The organism is Mesorhizobium sp. B264B1B, from assembly GCF_020165765.1.
Lineage (GTDB): Bacteria > Pseudomonadota > Alphaproteobacteria > Rhizobiales > Rhizobiaceae > Mesorhizobium.
In genome coordinates this window covers 61,707-76,164 of record NZ_JAIUIS010000021.1, presented here as the reverse complement: position 1 = coordinate 76,164, position 14,458 = coordinate 61,707, and the positions used below count along the sequence as shown (strand labels likewise).

At 63.2% G+C, this 14,458-nt stretch carries 18 protein-coding genes; 12 read left to right on the top strand and 6 right to left on the bottom strand.

The features are described 5' to 3' along the window. Positions 1-310 precede the first annotated feature (310 nt). Complete coding sequence (locus LB547_RS29845) at positions 311-1,342, bottom strand: LacI family DNA-binding transcriptional regulator (protein ID WP_140685563.1); 1,032 nt, start codon at positions 1,340-1,342, stop codon at positions 311-313. 166 nt (positions 1,343-1,508) lie between these two features. Here LB547_RS29845 and LB547_RS29840 point away from each other — a divergent pair, with 166 nt between their 5' ends. Genes LB547_RS29840 through LB547_RS29830 form a run of 3 tightly spaced genes read left to right on the top strand, consistent with a single transcriptional unit; the run spans position 1,509 to position 4,201 of the window. Beyond that, the gene (locus tag LB547_RS29840; RefSeq protein WP_140491229.1) at positions 1,509-2,606 is read left to right on the top strand and encodes a fatty acid desaturase family protein; all 1,098 of its coding nucleotides are present in this window, start codon (positions 1,509-1,511) and stop codon (positions 2,604-2,606) included. Between the two features lie 45 nt (positions 2,607-2,651). Next, the gene (locus LB547_RS29835) at positions 2,652-2,966 is read left to right on the top strand and encodes a MocE family 2Fe-2S type ferredoxin (protein WP_140763707.1); all 315 of its coding nucleotides are present in this window, start codon (positions 2,652-2,654) and stop codon (positions 2,964-2,966) included. Beyond that, positions 2,963-4,201, top strand: coding sequence for an NAD(P)/FAD-dependent oxidoreductase (locus tag LB547_RS29830; protein WP_181178042.1), 1,239 nt, complete (start codon positions 2,963-2,965; stop codon positions 4,199-4,201). Before LB547_RS29835 ends, LB547_RS29830 begins: the two co-directional genes overlap by 4 nt. 71 nt (positions 4,202-4,272) lie before the next feature. On the opposite strand, the gene LB547_RS29825 is transcribed toward LB547_RS29830, so the two are convergent. The 5 genes from LB547_RS29825 to hslV all read right to left on the bottom strand — a co-directional run bounded on the left by LB547_RS29825 (position 4,273) and on the right by hslV (position 8,472). Further along, entirely contained in the window at positions 4,273-5,232 is a 960-nt protein-coding gene (locus LB547_RS29825; protein ID WP_140763713.1) for a DUF1402 family protein, read from the bottom strand. A gap of 162 nt (positions 5,233-5,394) precedes the next feature. Further along, positions 5,395-6,705, bottom strand: a complete 1,311-nt coding sequence (gene hslU, locus LB547_RS29820; RefSeq protein WP_140763716.1) for an ATP-dependent protease ATPase subunit HslU — start codon at positions 6,703-6,705, stop codon at positions 5,395-5,397. Between the two features lie 4 nt (positions 6,706-6,709). Next, complete coding sequence (locus LB547_RS29815) at positions 6,710-7,309, bottom strand: DUF2585 domain-containing protein (protein WP_140491219.1); 600 nt, start codon at positions 7,307-7,309, stop codon at positions 6,710-6,712. Positions 7,310-7,312: 3 nt separating this feature from the next. Then, positions 7,313-7,846 (bottom strand): GNAT family N-acetyltransferase, encoded by a 534-nt coding sequence (locus tag LB547_RS29810; RefSeq protein WP_140763720.1) that lies wholly within the window; start codon positions 7,844-7,846, stop codon positions 7,313-7,315. Between the two features lie 74 nt (positions 7,847-7,920). Further along, complete coding sequence (hslV, locus tag LB547_RS29805; protein WP_140524119.1) at positions 7,921-8,472, bottom strand: ATP-dependent protease subunit HslV; 552 nt, start codon at positions 8,470-8,472, stop codon at positions 7,921-7,923. Positions 8,473-8,685: 213 nt separating this feature from the next. On the opposite strand from hslV, the gene hisB reads away from it, so the two are divergent. Genes hisB through coaA form a run of 9 tightly spaced genes read left to right on the top strand, consistent with a single transcriptional unit; the run spans position 8,686 to position 14,433 of the window. Next, on the top strand, positions 8,686-9,285 hold the full coding sequence (gene hisB / locus LB547_RS29800; protein WP_140763725.1) for an imidazoleglycerol-phosphate dehydratase HisB: 600 nt from the start codon (positions 8,686-8,688) through the stop codon (positions 9,283-9,285). Between the two features lie 4 nt (positions 9,286-9,289). After that, complete coding sequence (locus tag LB547_RS29795; protein ID WP_140554571.1) at positions 9,290-9,766, top strand: DUF2628 domain-containing protein; 477 nt, start codon at positions 9,290-9,292, stop codon at positions 9,764-9,766. Position 9,767: 1 nt separating this feature from the next. Next, complete coding sequence (hisH, locus tag LB547_RS29790; RefSeq protein ID WP_140491209.1) at positions 9,768-10,418, top strand: imidazole glycerol phosphate synthase subunit HisH; 651 nt, start codon at positions 9,768-9,770, stop codon at positions 10,416-10,418. A 6-nt stretch (positions 10,419-10,424) separates the two neighbouring features. After that, entirely contained in the window at positions 10,425-10,715 is a 291-nt protein-coding gene (locus LB547_RS29785; RefSeq protein ID WP_140491206.1) for a DUF1330 domain-containing protein, read from the top strand. 4 nt (positions 10,716-10,719) lie between these two features. After that, positions 10,720-11,469, top strand: a complete 750-nt coding sequence (gene hisA / locus LB547_RS29780) for a 1-(5-phosphoribosyl)-5-[(5-phosphoribosylamino)methylideneamino]imidazole-4-carboxamide isomerase (protein WP_140491204.1) — start codon at positions 10,720-10,722, stop codon at positions 11,467-11,469. Then, positions 11,466-12,302 (top strand): arginase family protein, encoded by an 837-nt coding sequence (locus LB547_RS29775; RefSeq protein WP_140763728.1) that lies wholly within the window; start codon positions 11,466-11,468, stop codon positions 12,300-12,302. Before hisA ends, LB547_RS29775 begins: the two co-directional genes overlap by 4 nt. After that, complete coding sequence (gene hisF, locus LB547_RS29770; protein WP_181173428.1) at positions 12,299-13,093, top strand: imidazole glycerol phosphate synthase subunit HisF; 795 nt, start codon at positions 12,299-12,301, stop codon at positions 13,091-13,093. Before LB547_RS29775 ends, hisF begins: the two co-directional genes overlap by 4 nt. 33 nt (positions 13,094-13,126) lie before the next feature. Next, positions 13,127-13,450, top strand: coding sequence for a phosphoribosyl-ATP diphosphatase (locus LB547_RS29765; protein ID WP_140491199.1), 324 nt, complete (start codon positions 13,127-13,129; stop codon positions 13,448-13,450). 23 nt (positions 13,451-13,473) lie between these two features. Further along, positions 13,474-14,433, top strand: coding sequence for a type I pantothenate kinase (gene coaA / locus LB547_RS29760; protein ID WP_140491197.1), 960 nt, complete (start codon positions 13,474-13,476; stop codon positions 14,431-14,433). Positions 14,434-14,458 lie beyond the last annotated feature (25 nt).

Sequence of the window (14,458 nt, the reverse complement as noted above, 5' to 3'; positions counted from 1 at the left end):
AATTTCGTTCCAACGCGGTTCACCACTGGCTGGAACGCCGAACTGCCTGCTCGAACCAGATGTTGTCGGAACGAAAGAACCAAAATGTACAGTCAGTGAAATATTTATTCCATTTCGGATCGGGGCGTCAAGGGAGATTCCGAATCCGGGCGTGCGATTTTCGGCTGCCTCTGATGGGTTCTATCATTTCAGGCGGCCGGTTTGCGGCAGACCGGGCTGCCCGAGGGTTTTATCGTTTCATGGAAACGCTCTACCTTCCGTCCTGACGCGACCTGGACGGAAAACCGCTGCGCGCATTCCTGAAATGGCTTCAGATGTTTTCCGGCAAATAGATGTCGAAGGGGAGGAATGTCTGGCCCGGCGCATTGGCCGCACCGGTTTCGATGGCATGCGCCATCCGATCGACGAGCTCGCGACAGAGCGCAGCAAGCGGCGTCGAGATCACCATCGTCAGGATGTTGTCGGCAAGCGCGGCGCGCGATTCGGCGTTGATCTCGTTGCAGACGACCACCGGCATGCTTGCGGGCTTCGCTGTCCGCAGCGCCGAGACGGCGCCTTCCATGCCGCCGCCGGCGACGTAGCAGCCGACAAGATCCGGATATCGCGCCAGAAGATCGATCGTCGCATCATGGGTCACCTGGTTGGCCTCCAGATTGACCAGCGTCTCCAGCACGTTGAAGTCCGGCGCATGCTCGCGAAAGAAGGAGCGGAAACCGATCTCACGCAGCTCATGGCCGTGGAAGCGATGGCTGCCGACAAAAAGGGCGACCTTGCCGGGCTTCCTCGCAGCCTTCGAGATCATCCAGGCGGCGGTGCGGCCGACCTTGCGGTTGTCGAGCCCGACATAGCCTTCGCGGATGCCGGCGGCGAAGTCGGACAGCAGGGAGAAGACCGGCTGTCCCCTGGCTTTTAGCGCCTCCACGACCGCCGTCAGCGTCGGATGGTCAGGGCCGACCACGGCGATCGCCCGCGATTTCGCCGCCAGCCTGCGCATCTGGGCAGCGATCTCATCCGGGGCCAGGGAACTGGCGAAATCGATGGTTGCGACGCCACGGAAGCGCTGCGATTGTGCGACCGCGAGTTCGAGTTCCCGCGCGAAATCGCCATAGAAAACGTCATTGCCCCGAAGCAGCAGGAAACCCAGCCGATACTCGGGCAATTCCTGGCGCATACGCTGCTTGATCAGGCCTGCGGCGTGATAGCCGATCTCGGTCGCGGCGTCATAGACGCGGCGCGCCGTTTCCTCGCGCACAGGCAGGCGGCTGTTGAGCACCCGGTCCACCGTGGCGACGCTGACGCCGGAGATGCGCGCCAGATCTGATATGGTCGGCCGTTTCGCCATGTCTGTCCTCATTTGACCGTGCATCTTTCCTACATCTTGATGATAGGAAATGATAGAAACTATCTTTATGATGTTGAGTCTATCATGAGCTGGCGTTATTTTCAGCCTCGAAGTCAGGAAATGTCGGGCATTCGCGTGGCGGATGCCCTTGCCGAGGGAGGCAACCATGCATGCTGCGCCGTCCCGGCGTGACTACAGCCTGATCGGCCGCGACGCCAGGCTGGCCGTCGAGACCGGCCTGTCGGCGGCCGAATGGTATCACACCGACATTCCCCGCAAGCAGATGAAGGAGCTGATGCAGCGCTCCGACGCGCCCGCGCTCCGCGACACGGCGATCTGGATCGCCGCGCTCATCGTCAGCGGCGCCGGCGGTGCCTGGTTCTGGGGCACCTGGTGGTGCGTGCCGTTCTTCTTCGCCTATGGCGTGCTCTACGGCTCGTCCACGGATTCCCGCTGGCACGAATGCGGCCATGGTACGGCCTTCCGCACGCAGTGGATGAATGATTGGGTCTATCAGGTCGCCTGCTTCATGATCATGCGCAACCCGGTGACCTGGCGCTGGAGCCACACGCGCCATCACACCGACACCATCATCGTCGGCCGCGACCCGGAAATCTCGGTTATGCGGCCGCCGGACCTGGTGCGCGCCATCCTCGGCTTTGTCGGCGTGCTCGACGCCTGGCATGCGATGTCAGACATGCTGCGCAACGCCGCCGGCAACATCAGCGCGGCCGAAAAGACCTTTATTCCCGAGCAGGAACAGCCGAAAGCGATCCGCATCGCCCGCATCTGGACCGCGATCTATGCCGCAACCATCGCGCTGGCGCTCTATACCGGCTCGTTCCTGCCCTTGATGCTGGTCGGCCTGCCCAGGCTCTATGGCGCCTGGCATCACGTCATGGTCGGCCTGCTGCAGCATGGCGGTCTTGCCGACAACGTCACCGACCATCGGCTGAACAGCCGCACCGTGTACATGAACCCGATCAGCCGTTTCATCTACTGGAACATGAACTACCACGTCGAGCATCATATGTTCCCGATGGTGCCCTACCATGCGCTGCCGAAGCTGCATGAATTGATCAAGCACGATTTGCCGGCGCCGACGCCGTCGATCCTGGCCGGCTATCGCGAGATGCTACCTGTCTTCTGGCGCCAGTTGCGCAACGAGGATTATTTCCTCAAGCGCGAGCTGCCGCCCACCGCCAGGCCGTATCGCGAGGATCTGCACAACGACAATGCTGCCTTCAACGCCGCGGCGGAGTGATATCCGCCCGTGAGGCGCGATCGGGAAATTTCGCGGGAGAAATGTATGAGCGACTGGGTCGAGGCCTGTGCCGTGGGAGACATCGACGAAGAAGATGTGATGCGGTTCGATCACGGCGGCCGCAGCTACGCCATCTATCGCAGCCCCGATGACGAGTATTTCGCCACCGACGGCCTGTGCACGCACGAAAAGGTGCATCTCGCCGACGGGCTTGTCATGGACGAGATCATCGAATGTCCCAAGCACAATGGCCGCTTCAACTACAAGACAGGCCAGGCTAAGGGCGCGCCGGCCTGCGTCAATCTCAGGACCTATCCGGTCAAGGTCGACGCCGGCAGCGTCTTCGTCCAGATCGGATGACCGGTATGACGCGCGGAATGGTCATCATCGGCGCCGGGGAATGCGGCGGCCGGGCAGCGCTTGCATTGCGTGACCTCGGCTATGAGGGACCAGTGACGCTGGTCGGCGACGAGCCGCATCTGCCCTATGAACGGCCGCCTCTGTCCAAGGACGCCATGGCCGGCGGCGCGCCCGAGATCAAGGCGATCGCCAGCGACGAGATCCTCGCCGAAAAGTCGATCCGGCATATCCATTCCATTCAGGCTGCAGCGATCGATCGCGCCGCGCATACTGTGCGCCTGCCGGACGGCTCGATGCTGCCCTACGACAAGCTGCTGCTGGCGACCGGCTCGACGCCCCGCAAACTGTCGATGCCTGGCCTTGACGGGCGCTGCGTCTACCTCCGCACCTTCGTCGATGCGCTGGCTATCCGCGCCCATCTCAAGGCGGGTAACCGCATTGCCGTCATCGGCGGCGGCTTCATCGGCCTCGAGCTCGCCGCGGCGGCCCGCAAGCTCGGTGCTGCGGTCGCCGTCATCGAGGCGCAGCCGCGTATCCTGATGCGCGGCGTACCGGCCGAGATCGCCAAGGTCGTCCATGACACCCACGTCGCCGAAGGCGTCGACATAGCGTGCGGCGAAGGCATTGCCTTGATCGCCGACGACGGCAGGCAGGTGCGCATCGCGCTTGCCGGCGGCCGCGAAATCCTCGCCGATCTCGCCATCATCGGCATCGGCGCCGTGCCGGTGACGGCTCTTGCCGCCGAAGCGGGACTGGCCATCGACAACGGCATATCAGTCGACGCCGAACTGCGCAGCAGCGACCCCGACATCTTCGCTGCCGGCGACTGCTGTTCGTTCCCGCTTGCCGTCTATGGCGGCCGTCGCGTGCGGCTGGAGGCCTGGCGCAACGCCCAGGAACAAGGCGCGCTGGCGGCAAAAAACATGCTCGGCGCCGGCGAAGCACATGCGGCGGTGCCGTGGTTCTGGTCGGATCAATATGGCCTGTCCCTGCAGATCGCGGGGCTTTCCGACGAAGGCCGCAGCACGGTGCGCCGCGATCTCGGCGAGGACGCCTTCATCCTCTTTCACCTTGCCGAGGACGGCAGGCTGGTGGCCGCCAGCGGCATCGGGCCGGGCAATGCGGTCGCCCGCGATATCAGGCTGGCGGAGATGCTGATCGGCAAACGGGCGAGGCCGGCGCCGGAAGCGCTCGGTTCGCAGGCGGTGAAATTGAAGTCGCTGCTGGCGGCGTAGGATGAAACGCCAATTGTCAGGGTCTGCGGCGCAGGCCTTGGCAAATCAACGTCAGCGCGCCGGGTCCGCCCTTAGAAAAGCGCCTTCAGCTCCGGCAGTTTGTCATTGACCAGCCAGCCGTAATAATTCTCCTCCGGCAGCTTCACAGGCTCGCCGGCGGCGCTGCGCTTGTCGTTCTCCGCCTTCAGCGCATAGGCGCGTTGCTCGGGATTGCCGACATTGTAGAGCGTGGCGGTCAGGCCCGGATTGCCCGAAATATCGAAGCCGGCAATGCTCTTGTAGGCGTCGATCGATTTCCGGATCGTCGCGGCGACATAAGGCAGCGTCAGGTCGGGATCCATGATGGTCTTGTAGACCGCATTGGGATCGCCAACGTCGAGCTTCGGCAGGCCCGAAACCTTGTGCACGAGATCGCTCATCTGGAGCGCGGTCAGCGGATTGAGCTGGCCGAGACCAAAGGTCTGGCCGGCATAGTAAGGCTGGAAGAAAGTGGCGCCGAATCGGTCGTTGGGAAAGTCTTCGCCGCCGACGGTCTTGCCGCGAAACGAACGGTTCCACACCTGCTCGCGGCATTCCCACAAATCGTAACTGTCGGACATCCCAGCGCATTTCCTGAATTCCGGCCGCTGCACGAAATCCGTGATGTCCTCGCCGTCATAGGCGAAGGACAGCTTGCTGGAGAGATAGGAGATCGCCTTGACGTAGTAGGTCTGCAGCCGGTCGTAGGCGTCGACATTGTAGGTGTGCTCGCCGACGATGGCGCCGACAATGTGCATTGGATCGATGCCGTAGACGCTTGCTGCCTTCTTGATCTTGCCGCGCAGGTCGGCGTCGTTCTGCAGCAGCGCATAGACCTTGCGGTATTTTGCCTGGAACGTGGTGTTGGTGGCCTGCGTGCGCCGGCTCGAGGCTCCCGGAATGCTGGGCTGCTCGGCACTGCGGTTTCCCGGCGGCACCAGGGTTGCCGCGTCGGCGCCGAACAGCGTTGCCGCCAGCGTCAAGCCGAGAATGACTGGGATGAGTTTTTTCATGCGCCCCGCGCCTAGAGAATTGCCGCGCAAACTAGGTAAAGCTCTTGGTCGAGTCGAGAGCGGCCCTGCGCTCGGCAGAACGAAAGGTGGCCGAATGATACCATCCGGCCACACATGATCCATTCGCCCGACAGGCGCCGGAACGATCCGGCGCGCGCCTGCTCAAAGAATGAAGCGCGACAGATCGGTGTTCCTCGACAAGTCGCCGACATGTTTCTCCACATAGGCGGCGTCGATGGTCACCGCAGTGCCGTTGCGGTCCGGCGCGTCGTAGGAGATCTCGTCCAGCACGCGCTCCATCACCGTCTGCAAACGCCTCGCGCCGATGTTCTCGACGCTGGCGTTGAGGTCGACGGCGATGCCGGCCAGCGAATCGATGGCGTCGTCGGTGAAGGTCAGGTCGACGCCTTCGGTCTTCATCAGCGCGATATACTGCTTGATGAGGCTCGCTTCCGTCTCGGTCAGGATACGAACGAAGTCCTGCTTTTCCAGGGCGCGCAATTCGACCCGGATAGGCAGGCGGCCCTGCAGCTCTGGCAAAAGGTCGGACGGCTTCGAGACGTGGAACGCACCCGATGCGATGAACAGGATGTGATCCGTCTTCAACGGCCCATATTTGGTCGCCACCGTGGTGCCTTCGACCAGCGGCAGCAAGTCGCGCTGCACGCCTTCGCGCGAAGGGCCGCCGGAGATGTCCGACCGGGCCGCAATCTTGTCGATCTCGTCGAGGAAGACGATGCCGTCATTTTCCGCGGCGTCCAGCGCCCGGCGAACCACCTCGTCCTGGTCGAGCAGCTTGTCGGACTCGTCGTTGACCAGCAGGTCGTAGGATTCCTTCACCGTCGTCTTGCGCAATTTGGTCTTCTTGCCGCCCATCGCCTTGGACAGCATGTCGTTGATGTTGAGCACGCCGATATTGGCGCCCGGCATGCCGGGAATCTCGAAGCCGGGCATGCCGCCATTGCCGGTATCGGCCACTTCGATCTCGATCTCCTTGTCGTCGAGTTCGCCCTCGCGCAGCTTCTTGCGGAAAGAATCGCGTGTGGCAGGGCTGGCGGTCTTGCCGACCAGCGCCTCCAGCACGCGTTCCTCGGCGTTGACATGGGCGCGCGCCTTGACGTCCTCACGCATCTTCTCGCGCACCAGGCCGATGGCGACCTCGACGAGGTCGCGCACGATCTGCTCGACATCTCGGCCGACATAGCCGACCTCGGTGAATTTGGTTGCCTCGACCTTGACGAAGGGCGCACCGGCCAGCCGCGCCAGGCGGCGCGAGATTTCGGTCTTGCCGACGCCGGTCGGCCCGATCATGAGGATGTTCTTCGGCATCACCTCTTCGCGCATCTGGCCTTCCAGCTGCTGGCGGCGCCAGCGGTTGCGCAAGGCGATGGCCACGGCACGCTTGGCGTCTTTCTGGCCGATGATGAAGCGGTCGAGTTCCGAAACGATTTCGCGGGGAGAAAATGTGCTCATATCGCTAAATTCCACTTTGCCACTGCTTGATGGCCTCGAACGGATGCAGCAGCATGATCACGTTGAGTGTCAGATTGTCCCGGATAAGGTAGCCTGTACCCAGTTCGAAAAGGATGGCGAGGCTGACGATCACCCATATAGGTAGCCTTCGCGCCATCACAAATCCCAGCACCATGGCCAGTGTATCGGACACCGAATTGATGATGCTGTCGCCGTAATAGTCGAGCGAGATGGTGCCGGCGCGGTAGCGCTCTATGATGAACGGGCTGTTCTCGATCAGCTCCCAGCCGCCCTCTATGAAGACGGCGAAAGCCAGCCTTAAGCCGACCGGCGATCGCGGAAACAGGAACCTGGCCAGCGCATAGAACAGGAAACCGTGGATGATGTGCGAGAACGTGTACCAGTCCGATATATGCTGGGAATTCTCGGAACTGTTCACCACGCCGTGCCAGAGCTTGACATAGCCGCAGGTGCAGATCGGCGGATGCCCCATGCCATAGAGGGCTCCAGCCTGGAAGATGACCAGGGCGAGCACGAGCAGAAGCCCCATCCGCCAGCTGTCTTCATAGGCCGAGAGCGTTCTGTCCTCGCCAACTGCGTTCATCCGTCAGTTCCCCGCTTCCGTGTCGCCCGCTTGCGTCTCATGCGCATCGATTGCCATCAGCACGACATCACCATATCTGGATTGCCGGCGATCAATTGTCCGGAATCCCGCCTTTTCATAGGCGCGGATGGCGCGTCCATTGGATGGGTCGGGATCGATGATGACGCGCGGCACGCCTTCCTCGAACAACTGCTCGACGAACTGGCGTACCATCGCCGAGCCATGGCCGATGCCGACCAGTTCCGGCCGGCCGATCGACAGGTCGATGCCGAGCGTCCCGAACGGCTGGTCGGCATAAGGGTGGTCTTCTTCCAGGTGTGGATCGTAGCTTTGCAGGTAAGCGATCGGCGTGCCGTCGAGTTCCACGATCAGCGGCTCGACGGAAATCGAATCGATATGATCGCGAATCTCGGCGATTTCCGTCTCTGGATCGTCCCACCACTGAGCGACATGCGGTTCGGCGAGCCAGCCGGCGATCATCGGCAGGTCCTTCTGGGTCACCGGCCGAAAATCGTAGCTATGTTCGTGTCTTTCCATGATCTTCTCCGAAGCCGGCCTCCATTTTTCGCTTGCGCGGTCTTTCGGATCGGGATCATGGACGCCGGCCTGTTTCAGGCGGCATCGAGTGTTTCGACGACGAAATTGTTGTTGGTGTAGACGCAGATGTCGGAGGCGATCTGCATCGCCTTGCGCGCGATCTCCTCGGCATCCTTGTCGCTGTCCATCAAGGCGCGGGCCGCAGCCAGCGCATAGTTGCCGCCTGAACCGATGGCCATGACGCCATGCTCGGGTTCGAGCACGTCGCCGGTGCCGGTCAGCGCCAGCGAGACCGACTTGTCGGCCACCAGCATCATCGCTTCCAGCCGGCGCAGATAGCGGTCGGTGCGCCAGTCCTTGGCGAGTTCGACGCAGGCGCGCGTCAACTGGTCGGGATATTGTTCGAGCTTGGCCTCGAGCCGCTCCAGAAGCGTGAAGGCGTCCGCCGTGGCACCGGCGAAACCGGCGATCACGTTTCCGCCCTTGCCGATGCGGCGCACCTTTCTCGCGTTGCCCTTCATGATGGTCTGGCCAAGGCTGACCTGGCCGTCGCCGGCGATCACCACCTTGTTGCCCTTGCGCACCGTCACGATAGTCGTGGCGTGCATGGTCAGTTCATTGGACATTTGCTGCTCCGATTCGCGCCATCCCTCAAAAGGCGATCGGCGCGGTACGAGTGACTTTGATCGGCCCATATGTATGCATGGGGGCGGTGATTGCAAACGCTCGATACCGGCCTGGATCGCAACTGGCAATCGCCGGATCATGCTGCTAGAAGGCTTTCGTTTTCAAGCAGGCGAACGCCTGAAGCGCTTAAACTCACGGACAAGGACAAGGCCATGTCGCCCCGTTCAGCCGAAATCAGCCGCAAGACCAGGGAAACCGACATTGCCGTGTCGGTCCATGTCGACGGCTCCGGCAAATCGGACATCGTGACCGGCGTCGGCTTCTTCGATCATATGCTCGACCAGCTTTCGCGCCATTCGCTGATCGACATGACCGTTCGGGCCAGGGGCGACCTGCACATAGACGACCACCACACGGTCGAGGACACCGGCATCGCGCTCGGCCAGGCGCTGGCCAAGGCGCTGGGCGAGCGGCGCGGCATCATGCGCTATGCCTCGATCGATCTTGCCATGGACGAGACGCTGACGCGCGCGGCGATCGATGTCTCCGGCCGTCCCTTCCTGGTGTGGAACGTTTCGTTTTCCTCGCCCAAGATCGGCACCTTCGACACCGAGCTGGTGCGCGAATTCTTCCAGGCGCTGGCACAGAACGCCGGCATCACGCTGCATGTCGCCAATCACTATGGCGCCAACAACCACCACATTGCCGAAACCTGCTTCAAGGCGGTTGCGCGTGCGCTGCGGGCAGCGCTGGAGCGCGACCCGCGCCAGCCGGACGCGGTTCCCTCCACCAAGGGATCGTTGAAGGGATAGCGTCATGGCCAGCTATGTCGTGATGGAACCGCCGGGCCCTGGCGAAAAGGCCGATGCGACGGCGCTTGTCCGCGACGGCTTCACCTGGCTCGGCCTGCTGGTGCCGCCGCTGTGGTTCGCTTGGCATCGGCTGTGGATCGAAGCGGCACTCACCTTCATTGTCATGGCGGTGCTTTCGATGCTTGGCGAAAGGCTCGGTCTTGGATGGGCCGGCTCGCTGCTGTCCCTGCTTGTCTCGCTCTATGTCGGGCTGGAAGGACAGGCGCTGCGCATCGCGGCACTCCGCCGCCGCGGGTGGCGCGAATGGGGGGTGGTCGAAGCCGGTTGGCTCGACGATGCCGATGCGCGCTTTGCCCTGGAGGCCGAGCGACATGCGGATGAAGCCGAGCCTGCGCCGCGCATGGTGCCGGACGCCGCCCTGGCGCGCCCGGCGCAGCCGGGCATGGCGCTGGGGCTGACCCACATTCCGGGAAGACGCTGACATGCGCGTTGCGATCATCGATTACGGCTCGGGCAATTTGCGCTCGGCCACCAAGGCCTTCGAGCGCGCGGCGCGCGAGGCGGGCATCGCCGCCGGCATCGACCTGACCGCCGACGCCGAGCGGGTGCGCACGGCCGACCGCATCGTGCTGCCCGGCGTCGGCGCCTATGCCGATTGCGCGGCCGGCCTGCGTGCCGTCCCCGGCATGTGGGAAGCTGTCGAGGAAGTCGCCATCGCCAAGGGGCGTCCATTCCTCGGCATCTGCGTCGGCATGCAGCTGATGTCCCAGCGGGGCCTCGAAAAGACGATCACCGATGGCTTTGGCTGGATATCAGGTGACGTGAAGGAGATCACGCCGGCCGATCCGGCACTGAAGATCCCGCAGATCGGCTGGAACACGATCGAGCTGATGCGCAAGCATCCGCTGTTCTCCGGCGTTCCAACCGGGCCAACCGGCCTGCACGCCTATTTCGTCCATTCCTATCATCTCGATGCGCGCAAGCCCGACGAGGTGCTGGCGATCGCCGACTATGGCGGCCCGGTAACGGCGACCGTCGCCCGCGACAATCTCGTCGGCACGCAGTTCCACCCAGAGAAGAGCCAGGCGCTGGGCCTCGCCCTGATCACCAATTTCCTGCGCTGGAGGCCTTGAGGAGCCATGAGCAAGAAGGGCTATTGGATGGCGATGATCGATGTTCGCGATCCCGATCTGTACAAGCGGTATATCGAGGCGAATGCCGTTGCCTTCGCCAAGTACGGCGCGAAATTCGTCGTGCGGGCGGGACGCCACGAGAGCCCGGAAGGGCCAACCGGCAACCGCCACGTCCTGGTCGAGTTCGAATCCTACGCCAAGGCCGTCGAATGCTATCATTCGCCGGAATATCAGCAGGCCTCTAAATTCCGGCTTGCCGCCTCGACCGGCCATTTTGTCATTGTCGAAGGCGCCTGAGAAAATGATCCTGTTTCCGGCAATCGACCTCAAGGACGGCCAGTGCGTGCGCCTCAGGCACGGCGACATGGCGACCGCGACCATCTACAACGACGACCCGGCCGCCCAGGCAAAGGCATTTGAAGAGCAGGGCTTCGAATGGCTGCATGTCGTCGACCTCAATGGCGCCTTCCAGGGTCAGAGCGTCAACAGCGCCGCGGTCGGCGCCATCCTCAAGGCGACCAAGAACCCGGTGCAGCTCGGCGGCGGCATCCGCACGCTCGAGCAGATCGAGGATTGGCTCGACCGCGGGCTTGCCCGTGTCATTCTCGGCACCGTGGCCGTGCGCGATCCGGACCTGGTCAGGCAGGCTTGCAAGGCCTTTCCGGGCAAGGTCGCCGTCGGCATCGACGCCAAGGGCGGCAAGGTGGCGGTCGAGGGCTGGGCCGAAGCGTCGAGCCTCGGCGTCGTTGAGCTAGCCAGGAAATTCGAAGGCGCCGGCGTCGCCGCCATCATCTACACCGACATCGACCGCGATGGCGTGCTGACCGGCATCAACTGGGATTCCACGATCAGCCTCGCCGATGCCGTGTCGATCCCCGTCATCGCGTCGGGCGGCCTCGCCTCGATCGCCGACATCGTGCGCATGACCATGCCCGACGCGCAAAAGCTCGAAGGGGCGATCTCCGGCCGTGCGCTTTACGACGGCCGTATCGACCCGGCCGAAGCATTGGCGATCCTGAAAGGCGCGCCCCCGGTGGAGATGCGATCTTGAAAGTCTCGATCATCCTGGCCTCCTATGACAGCGGCCATTATCATGGCGGCATGGGGCAGGGGCCGGACGCGCTGATTGCGGGCGGACTGGTCGAAGCCCTGACCATGGCCGGCCACGATGTCGCGGTCGAGGACATCGGCAAGGTCGGCGATGCCCAGGAGCGTGAGATCGCCACCGGTTTCGCTGTCTGCAATGCCGTTTCGGGCGAGGTCCGCATTGCCCGCGACAGGGGACGCTTTCCCATCGTGCTGGCCGGAAACTGCCTGACATCAGCCGGCGCGGTCGCCGGCGAAGGCGCCGACGCGATCATCTGGGCCGACCAGCACGGCGACCTCAACACGCCCGACACATCCATATACGGGTTTCTCGACGGCATGGCGCTGGCCACCGTGCTTGGCCTGTGCTGGCGCCCGATGGCGGCGGCCATTCCCGGCTTCCAGCCGATCGATCCGTCGCGCTGCGTGCTCGTCAACGCCCGCGATCTCGACCCGGAAGAGAAACAGCTTCTGGAGGCATTGCCGGTGATCCGCACGGAATGTCCGGGAGCGGCAGCGGCAACCGAAAAACTCAAGGTCGCCGGCGCTAAACGCGTGCACTTGCATCTCGATCTCGACGTGCACGACCCTGAGGCGCTGCAGGCCAACCGCTATGTAGCGCCGGGCGGGCCGAACCCGGAACAATTGCGCGACGCGACCTGCGCTATGGCGCTTGCGGTGCCGATCGTCGGCATCACCGTTTCCGCCTACGATCCGGCTTTCGATGCGCAGGCCGATGTGCCGCCGCTGGTCGGGCAGCTGCTCAACGATCTCATAGCCACGATAGAAGGCCGCTGATGCTGAAAGCCCGCGTCATCCCCTGTCTCGACGTCAAGGGCGGCCGCGTCGTCAAGGGCGTCAACTTCGTCGATCTCGTCGATGCCGGCGACCCGGTCGAGGCCGCCAAGGCCTATGACGCGGCTGGCGCCGACGAGCTTTGCTTCCTCGACATCACCGCGTCATCGGACAATCGCGAGACCATCTTCGATGTCGTCGCCCGCACGGCCGAGCAATGCTTCATGCCGCTCACCGTCGGCGGCGGGGTGCGCCAGGTTGCCGATATCAGGAAATTGCTCCTGGCCGGCGCCGACAAGGTGTCGATCAACACGGCGGCGGTGAAGAACCCGGATTTCGTCGCCGAGGCCGCCGACAAGTTCGGCAACCAGTGTATCGTCGTCGCCATCGACGCCAAGAAAGTGTCAGGCGCCGGCGAGGCCGATCGCTGGGAGATATTCACCCATGGCGGGCGGGAAAAAACCGGCATGGATGCGGTCGAATTCGCCCACAAAATGGTCGATCGCGGTGCCGGCGAGATCCTGTTGACCTCAATGGATCGCGACGGCACCAAGGCCGGTTATGACATCGCGCTGACCCGCGCGGTATCGGACGCGGTGCGCGCGCCGGTGATCGCTTCGGGCGGCGTCGGCACGCTCGACCATATGGTCGAAGGCATTCGCGACGGTCATGCAGGTGCCGTGCTGGCGGCCTCCATCTTCCATTTCGGTACCTATACGATCGCCGAGGCCAAGGCCCATATGGCGCAAGCCGGCCTGCCGATGCGGCTGGACTCCTCGGGCGATCGGCCCTAGAGGCTTGCGGCTAAGAAATAGGGCCAAGGCGCCATGACCGGGTTTTCACTCTCCGATCTGGAGACAATCATCAGCGAACGCGCCCATTCCGGCGATCCGGACTCGTGGACCGCCAAGCTTTACGCGCGCGGCATCGAGAAGGCGGCGCAGAAGCTCGGCGAAGAGGCGGTCGAGACGGTGATTGCCGCCATCAAGGGCGACAAACACGCGCTCGTTTCGGAAAGTGCCGATCTTATATACCATTGGCTCGTCGTTCTCGGCATTTCGGGTGTGCCGCTGGACGACGTGCTTAAGGAGCTCGAAAGCCGCACCGGGCGTTCGGGTATCGCCGAGAAGGCGTCACGGTCCAAGCGCTGACCGCGAGGAGGGCAGGAATCTCGATGGATCAGCTCGCACCGACCGAGAAATATTCCCCCTTTCGTTTCTTCTCGGCCGAGCAATGGTCGCAATTCCGCGCCGACACGCCGCTGACGCTGAGCGAGGATGAATTCCGCCGCCTGCGGTCGCTGAACGATCCAATCGATCTCGAAGAGGTCAAGCGCATCTATCTGTCGCTGTCGCGGCTTCTGTCGGCGCATGTCGAGGCCAGCCAGCTGCTGTTCCGGCAGCGCCAGGCTTTCTTCAACGCCTCGGACGTGGTCAAGACGCCCTTCATCATCGGCATCGCCGGTTCGGTCGCGGTCGGCAAATCGACCACGGCGCGCGTACTGAAGGAGCTGCTCGCGCGCTGGCCGTCCAGCCCCAAGGTCGATCTCATCACCACCGACGGTTTCCTGCTGCCCAACGAGGTACTGCGCCGCGAAAACCTGATGGAGCGCAAGGGCTTTCCCGACAGCTACGACGTCGGCGCGCTGCTGCGCTTCCTCTCGGGCATCAAGTCGGCGCTGCCAGATATCCGCGCGCCGGTCTATTCGCACCTCACCTATGACGTCATCCCCGGCGAGTTCGTCACCATCGACCGGCCCGACATCCTGATCTTCGAGGGCATCAATGTGCTGCAGCCGGGCAAGCTGCCGCAGGACGGCAAGATCGTGCCTTTCCTGTCCGACTTCTTCGACTTCGCCATCTACATCGATGCCGACGAGAAGCTGATCCACGAATGGTACATTTCCCGCTTCATGCGGCTGCGCGAGACCGCTTTCCGCAATCCGGAATCGTTCTTCCATCGCTATTCGCAACTGTCGGAGGATTCGGCACGGGCGATTGCCGAAGGCCTGTGGACCAACATCAACCTGAAGAACCTGCGCGAAAACATCCTGCCGACACGCGCCCGCGCCGACTTGATCCTACGCAAAGGCGCCGACCACCTGGTCGAGGAAGTGGCGCTGCGCAAGCTTTAGCTGGCGCGATTAACGGCACTTTAGG